The sequence below is a fragment of the Desulfosporosinus sp. I2 genome (genome assembly GCF_000960765.1).
In the GTDB taxonomy this organism is placed as follows: Bacteria; Bacillota; Desulfitobacteriia; order Desulfitobacteriales; family Desulfitobacteriaceae; genus Desulfosporosinus.
This window is the reverse complement of the sequence record NZ_JYNH01000200.1, coordinates 1-6,285: the sequence shown is the minus strand read 5'-3', so window position 1 is coordinate 6,285 and position 6,285 is coordinate 1. Positions and strand designations below refer to the sequence as shown.

Here is a 6,285-nt window from a genome sequence, read left to right as displayed (position 1 = left end):
CCGGGCAGCAGGCGTAACAGCTGAAGAGCTCTTTGATTTCCTTGCAGAAATCATTCAAAAAGTGCTTACTCATTCTCCAGCATATTCCCTCCAAAAATCAAGCCCACTAGGACCCCTTTCTCTGGGTTTTGCCTTTTCCTTCCCCTATCGCCAACAAGGAATTGCAGAAGGGCTTCTCCTCAACTGGAATAAAGAAGTCAAGACATCCGGGGTGGTGGGCAAAGACGTTGGTCACTTGCTCTCTGAAGCTCTTGAGCGCAGGGGACTTGACAGTGTCGTTAGACCGACTGCCATTATCAACGACACTGTGACCACCTTCCTGACCGCAGCCTATCAAAACCCCAGCGTTGACATCGCTTCGATTCTCGGCACTGGGTACAACACCTGCTACCTTGAACAGAAAACGCCGGGATTTGAAGCTCCGATCATCATAAACACTGAGTCCGGGAACTTCTCCGCCTCTCCGGAAACGGCCTATGATCAAAGGCTAGATCAGTCGAGCGATAACCCTGGAGAGCAAAAATTCGAAAAAAAGCTCTCTGGCAAATACCTCGGAGAGCTTTTCCGTCAGATTGCCTTGGATTTTTACCAGCAAGGGCTTTTTGGCAGGCTTAATAACCCACCTGCCCCTGCTCGCTGGAGCCAACCGTATTCCATAAGCGGCAAGGACTTGGCTTTGATTTGTCTTGAGGAGGACACTTACTCACACCTTATGTCAAGAGAGGAGTGCTTGGCATTTAAACGCCTCGCTAATCTACTCACAAAACGTTCAGCCCGGCTGGTGGCGGCTAGCTTAATCGGGGTTGTCCGACATCTCGACCCACACCTCAACTATTGTCACACTGTGGCAATTGATGGCTCCCTGTACAAAGGGATGGCTGGCTACGCCCAGGAATTAACGGCTGCCTTAAACGAAACATTAGAAAGTAAAGCGGGCCTAGTCACAGTTAAATTGTCAGCCGGAGGCTCCCTAATAGGAGCAGCCATCGCAGCGGCCCTAGCAAAGCAGTTGAGATAGCCCCTAGACTCGAATGCCATTTGGACTTGAAAATAAATAAGTGGAAGGAGCGAACCCCAATCTCTTAGGGTTCGCTCCTTAACGTTGTAACCGACAGTAAATCAGCTGTGAATGAGTTTACTCTGCTTTCTGAACATTTGAGGGGACACGGCCGCAGCCTTTTTTGTGCTTGAAACCATGAAATTCGCCTTTGTCGATATCTTGTTCAATTCTTTGTTGATGTTCTTGCATGGCGTTCTTGATTTTATCGGCTTTTGTTTGATCCAGTATTCCAGCCTCGACTTCTTTATCAATAATCTGAGTTTTGAGGCTGTTCATTTGCTGAGTGAGAGCTTTAATCTCCTTCAATTTGCCTTGATCAACAGCTCCGAAGGCAGGCACGGCGCTTAGAACCAACAAAGCCAAAGCCAAAATGCTTGCAGCCAGTTTTCTCATTTGCCAGTCCTCCTCATTCATTTTTTTGCCGGAAACAATCTTAGAATGCCCATTTTATGTGTTCTTAGTCCATGAGTCCTCTTAAATAATCAAAAGGCAAGAAAGTAGGTCCAGACAAGTTTAAGGGTCAGTGGCGTAGGCTAAAGCTCTCTTTTGCTTTGACCATCGACACAATGACTTCGTTCACTGGAACAGCGACACCCGAGTGATGGGCTAGTTTTACCACGGCTCCATTAAGAGCCTCGATTTCGGTTCGGCGACCGCTTTGGATGTCTTGAAGCATCGAGGCATGATGGGCAGAGGTTGGAGGTATCAAATGGTCATAAAAGTTTGTTAAATAAGTTTGGGCATCAGGCCAAAACATGGGAATGTTGGTCTACTTAGGCCCGTCACTTCGTGGCCGGCTACACTTAAAAGGCAAGAGTATACGGTTCCTAATGCCCCCAAACCAATAACCAAAACTTTCATTTCTTTTCTCCGTTCTTACCTGTTTAAACAGGACTTTAGCTATACTATCTACCATTATTTTCGCTATATGGCTACAATTCTCCTTCTCATTGTTTACATTTCCCCCAGCTTCTTGATTTCCTCAATCAGGTTCGTGTTATTAGTCCACATCGATAACCTTTAACCCGCCTGCATGCTTGGTATTTTAGCCGCTTGACGCTTTCTCAACGTTTTCTTTGCAGATATCATAAAGAACCTGCATCATCTGCTTTTGGTTAAGTGAAAGATCCTTTTTCGTGGTAAACGGCCTACTCAAAGATTAAACTTTGTCAAGTGTTTATAGACGTTCTCCCGTTCTCGCCATTGGAACGCTGGGTAATTAAAGAATAATAGTATATAATGAGGGGAAAATCATTGGTTGAGGTGGTAGATAATTCATGAAACCTATTGATAAGTCGATTGTTCAACCCGCTCTGGAAAGTTTTCTCAACCGCGAAGTGTACCTTCACCTAGAGACAACCAATGGAGCTTATGCTGTCCATAGCCAAGAAAGCAAGATGAATGTAGGGGCCTATATTCGCAATGGTCTCATCTGCTTTAAACGAGGGATCATTACCGGTGAAGGCCCGTACCGCGTCGGACTCAAGATGGAACTTGGCTGGGTTTACGCTGAAGGACTGACCGATTTTGAAATGGAGCAAGAAGGTCAGTTATTACTCGCCGGCCATGATCAAGAGGGACGACTGGCGGTAGCTCTGGAACTTAGTCTGTCTCCGTTTGAACTGTAACGAAATGCTATAACCCGCTGTCTCGTGGGTTTTCATACGTTATCAGTGAAATTTGAATTAACGTGGGAGGAGTCATTCTTGGAACAACATGTTCTCGTAGTTTTCCCCCATCCAGATGATGAAACGTTTGGATGTGGCGGAACCATAGCACAATTTGTCAAATCAGGAGTTCCGGTTACTTATATCTGTGCTACTCTGGGGCAGATGGGGCGCAATATGGGAAAACCGTTCTTTGCCACAAGAGAGTCTTTGCCTAATATTCGGGAGGCAGAGTTAGACGAAGCTTGCCAAGCTATCGGAATTAAACGGGTCATTAAACTCGGGTTACGGGATAAAACCATTGAATTTGAAGACCCGGAGCTATTGATTGATAGAATTGAGCAGATTCTCCAAGAGATTCGGCCATCCCTGGTCCTCACCCACTATCCTGGCTTTGCAGTGCATCCGGATCACAATGCTTTAGGTGAAGTGACGATCCGTGCCATTGCTCGTCTTCCGGTTCAAGAACGCCCTGTGGTATACGCCCATGCTTTTGCTCGTGACTGTCAAGAGGTGCTTGGCCCGCCGGATATCGTGAACGATATTTCTTCCGTGTCCGAATTAAAACTGGCTGCGGTTCGGGCTCATAGATCACAATCCCAAATGTTTTTGTCCAAGATTGCGAGTGAAAAACGCAAGAAACAGTCCTCCAAAAATCAGTTTAGCCATATGCTCCAGCGCGAATCTTTCTGGACCTACCGTTTTTAATAAGGCCCCTAGCTTTCTATAACAATCTTCTGATCCTAGGGTTTCAACCCTTCAAGGTCCTTGGGAAAGTAAGTAAAATTCTTTCGTAAACTTCAGGTGGGGTTAAACCCGTATGCACTACAAGGCTGGAGCAAATTAATGTATCCAGCCTTGTTCTCTACTATAGACACTCTTCTTTTAGGTTTCGGACATGATAACCTACACGTCTATTGTTACAATATAGCTAAAACTCTGAGAGGGGACCCTATCACATTTATGAGTGTACTCGCGAAATTTATTCAGTATTACAAACCTCACAAATTCCTTTTTTATACGGACATGTTTTGTGCCGTGATCGTTTCCCTCATTGATCTAGCCTTTCCCCAAATTCTTAGCTATCTTACCAAAAATCTGTTTACTCAAGATAAGGGAACGATTCTGCATACTTTAGTTTTTGTCGGCATAGCCTTGTTGTCCATGTACGTCATCAAGTATTTCTGCCAGTATTTCATCATTTCTTGGGGACACATCATGGGCGCTCGAATGGAAACCGACATGAGGAACGATCTGTTCAATCATTTTCAGAGGTTATCCTTTTCCTATTATGACAAAAACAACACTGGGGAAATGATGTCCAAACTGGTTGCCGACTTATTTGATATCTCTGAGCTTGCTCATCACGGGCCAGAAAATCTCTTTATTTCCGCTCTGAAAATCGTTGGCTCCTTTATTATCTTAATGCTGATCAATGTCAAAATGACCTTAATCTTGTTGCTGGTCACCAGCATAATGGTGCTCTTTACCATTTACAAGAATATTAAAATGGCACCCATCTTTACGGATAACCGGGTAAAGATTGCTGCTGTGAATTCCAGCGTGCAGGATAGTCTCTCTGGAATCAGAGTGGTTAAGTCCTTTGCTAATGAAGACGTAGAAAGTGAAAAATTCAGTAAAAGCAATCAATCGTTCCTATTATCCAAAATCGAAACGTACAAAACCATGGGGAACTTTCACGCCTGGAATTCATTTTTTGAAGGAATGCTCTATGTTGTGGTCATTGTTTCCGGAGGGATATTTATCGCCGAGGGCTCGTTAAAAATTGCCGATCTGGCCATTTATGTCCTTTATATTAACATTTTTATCAATCCGATTGATGTGCTGATTAACTTTACGGAACAGTTTCAAAAAGGGTACGCCGGATTTAAACGATTTCTTGAAGTTGTCGAAACTCAGCCTGATATCGTGGACAAAGCAGGGGCCAAACCCCTTACCCACGTTTTAGGGGAAATCAATTATCAAGGTGTCTCATTTCACTATAATGATGATTACAGGGTTTTAGATAATGTCAACCTAACGATAAGAGCGGGAAAAACGATTGCCTTGGTCGGACCGTCTGGCGGGGGGAAAACAACCTTATGTTCTCTCTTGCCAAGATTTTATGACGTGACTTCAGGATCGATCACCATCGATGGAAACGATATCCGGGATATTACACTGGAGTCTTTACGAAACACCATCGGCATTGTGCAACAGGATGTCTATCTGTTTGACGGCTCCATCAAAAAAAATATAGCCTACGGAAAGGCAGATGCTACGGATGCCGAAATCATAGAGGCTGCACAAAATGCCAATATCCATGAGTTCATTATGTCTCTTGACGAAGGTTACAATACTTATGTAGGGGAACGTGGAGTTAGACTTTCCGGCGGTCAAAAGCAACGACTCTCGATCGCCAGGGTGTTTTTAAAGAATCCTCCGATCTTAATCTTGGACGAGGCTACCTCTGCTCTGGATAATGAAAGTGAACTATATATCCAAAAATCACTAGAAAAGCTCTCTAAAAACAGAACCACCATCGTGATTGCTCATCGATTAAGTACGATCAAGAATTCGGACGAAATAGTCGTGGTTACCGACGATGGTATCCAGGAAAGGGGGAGTCACAAACAGCTGATTGAAAACGACGGAATCTATGCTCATTATTATAATATGCAATTTGAAGGCTTGGATTAACGTTGCCGAAAAAGGTGACTCTCTATTCAATCTTTTTCGAATTGCGGAACTTTAGCAAAGCTGAACTATTTAGCCCTATAAAGGTGTATAATAACTACTGTCGATTGTGAAAGTAAATACAATACAACTTAATGGGGTGTTTCTATGAGTTTTTTTGAAATCGTCATGTTAATTTGTTTCGGTGCTGCTTGGCCTCTTTCCATTTATAAATCTTACACTTCCCGATCAACTGAGGGTAAAAGCGTATCGTTCTTAGTTGTTATTCTGATTGGATATGTTGCCGGGATCTTGCATAAAGTTTTTAATCAGTATGATCCGGTTGTGTATTTATACGTACTTAATTTCATCATGGTATTAACAGATCTCCTAATTTATGTTCGCAACAGTCGTATCGCTACCCCTTCTCACCATTATAGATCAGAAAAGTCTCGCCCTGCAGTATCAGCTAAATAACGATGAAGAACCCTCCCGCAGCCGTGAATCGTTACGGCAACGGGAGGGTTCTTTACTTACCTAAATAAACTTTGAGCAGCAGCAATCGCCATTTGGGCCAGAGGGGTTGGATAAAGACCAATCACTAGTGTGATTAACATCGTAAATACCAGCGTAAACTTCAAGGCCCCATGGACGGGTACATCCGGTAACCCTTCGCCCTCGTTGAGGAACATGACTTTGACGACCGAAAGATAATAGTAGACGGACACCATGCTCATCACGAACCCTATATAGGCGATCGCGGTATACCCTTGATCCATCACTGCGGAGAAGAGATAAAACTTACCGACGAATCCGGCGAGCGGTGGAATCCCAGCTAAGGATAATAAGGAGGCCGTCATGACCACCGCTGCCAAAGGAGAA

At 44.1% G+C, this 6,285-nt stretch carries 8 protein-coding genes; 5 read left to right on the top strand and 3 right to left on the bottom strand.

Features of this window, described 5'->3' with window-relative positions; all coding sequences use genetic code 11:
- The coding region (locus UF75_RS24090; RefSeq protein ID WP_045577057.1) for a hexokinase at positions 1–1,018 on the top strand (1,018 nt) is incomplete at its 5' end.
- A 117-nt stretch (positions 1,019–1,135) separates the two neighbouring features.
- On the opposite strand, the gene UF75_RS24085 is transcribed toward UF75_RS24090, so the two are convergent.
- Both UF75_RS24085 and UF75_RS24080 read right to left on the bottom strand, forming a co-directional pair.
- Positions 1,136–1,453 carry a DUF2680 domain-containing protein gene (locus UF75_RS24085; RefSeq protein ID WP_045577056.1) on the bottom strand — a complete coding sequence of 106 codons (318 nt, stop codon included), beginning with the start codon at positions 1,451–1,453 and terminating at the stop codon, positions 1,136–1,138.
- A 127-nt stretch (positions 1,454–1,580) separates the two neighbouring features.
- The gene (locus tag UF75_RS24080) at positions 1,581–1,817 is read right to left on the bottom strand and encodes a ketopantoate reductase C-terminal domain-containing protein (RefSeq protein ID WP_045577055.1); all 237 of its coding nucleotides are present in this window, start codon (positions 1,815–1,817) and stop codon (positions 1,581–1,583) included.
- Between the two features lie 520 nt (positions 1,818–2,337).
- Between UF75_RS24080 and UF75_RS24075 the strand changes: the two genes are divergently transcribed.
- The 4 genes from UF75_RS24075 (at position 2,338) to UF75_RS24060 (ending at position 5,880) form a co-directional block, all read left to right on the top strand.
- A complete protein-coding gene (locus UF75_RS24075) occupies positions 2,338–2,688 on the top strand; it encodes a YojF family protein (protein ID WP_045577054.1) in 351 nt (116 codons plus the stop codon).
- Positions 2,689–2,766: 78 nt separating this feature from the next.
- Positions 2,767–3,435, top strand: a complete 669-nt coding sequence (gene bshB2, locus UF75_RS24070; RefSeq protein ID WP_045577053.1) for a bacillithiol biosynthesis deacetylase BshB2 — start codon at positions 2,767–2,769, stop codon at positions 3,433–3,435.
- A 255-nt stretch (positions 3,436–3,690) separates the two neighbouring features.
- The gene (locus tag UF75_RS24065; protein WP_045577052.1) at positions 3,691–5,427 is read left to right on the top strand and encodes an ABC transporter ATP-binding protein; all 1,737 of its coding nucleotides are present in this window, start codon (positions 3,691–3,693) and stop codon (positions 5,425–5,427) included.
- A 144-nt stretch (positions 5,428–5,571) separates the two neighbouring features.
- Positions 5,572–5,880 (top strand): PQ-loop domain-containing transporter, encoded by a 309-nt coding sequence (locus UF75_RS24060; RefSeq protein WP_045577051.1) that lies wholly within the window; start codon positions 5,572–5,574, stop codon positions 5,878–5,880.
- Between the two features lie 56 nt (positions 5,881–5,936).
- Here UF75_RS24060 and UF75_RS24055 read toward each other — a convergent pair.
- Positions 5,937–6,285, bottom strand: a 349-nt coding sequence (locus UF75_RS24055; RefSeq protein WP_045576942.1) for a proton-conducting transporter membrane subunit, incomplete at its 5' end; no start/stop codon positions are given.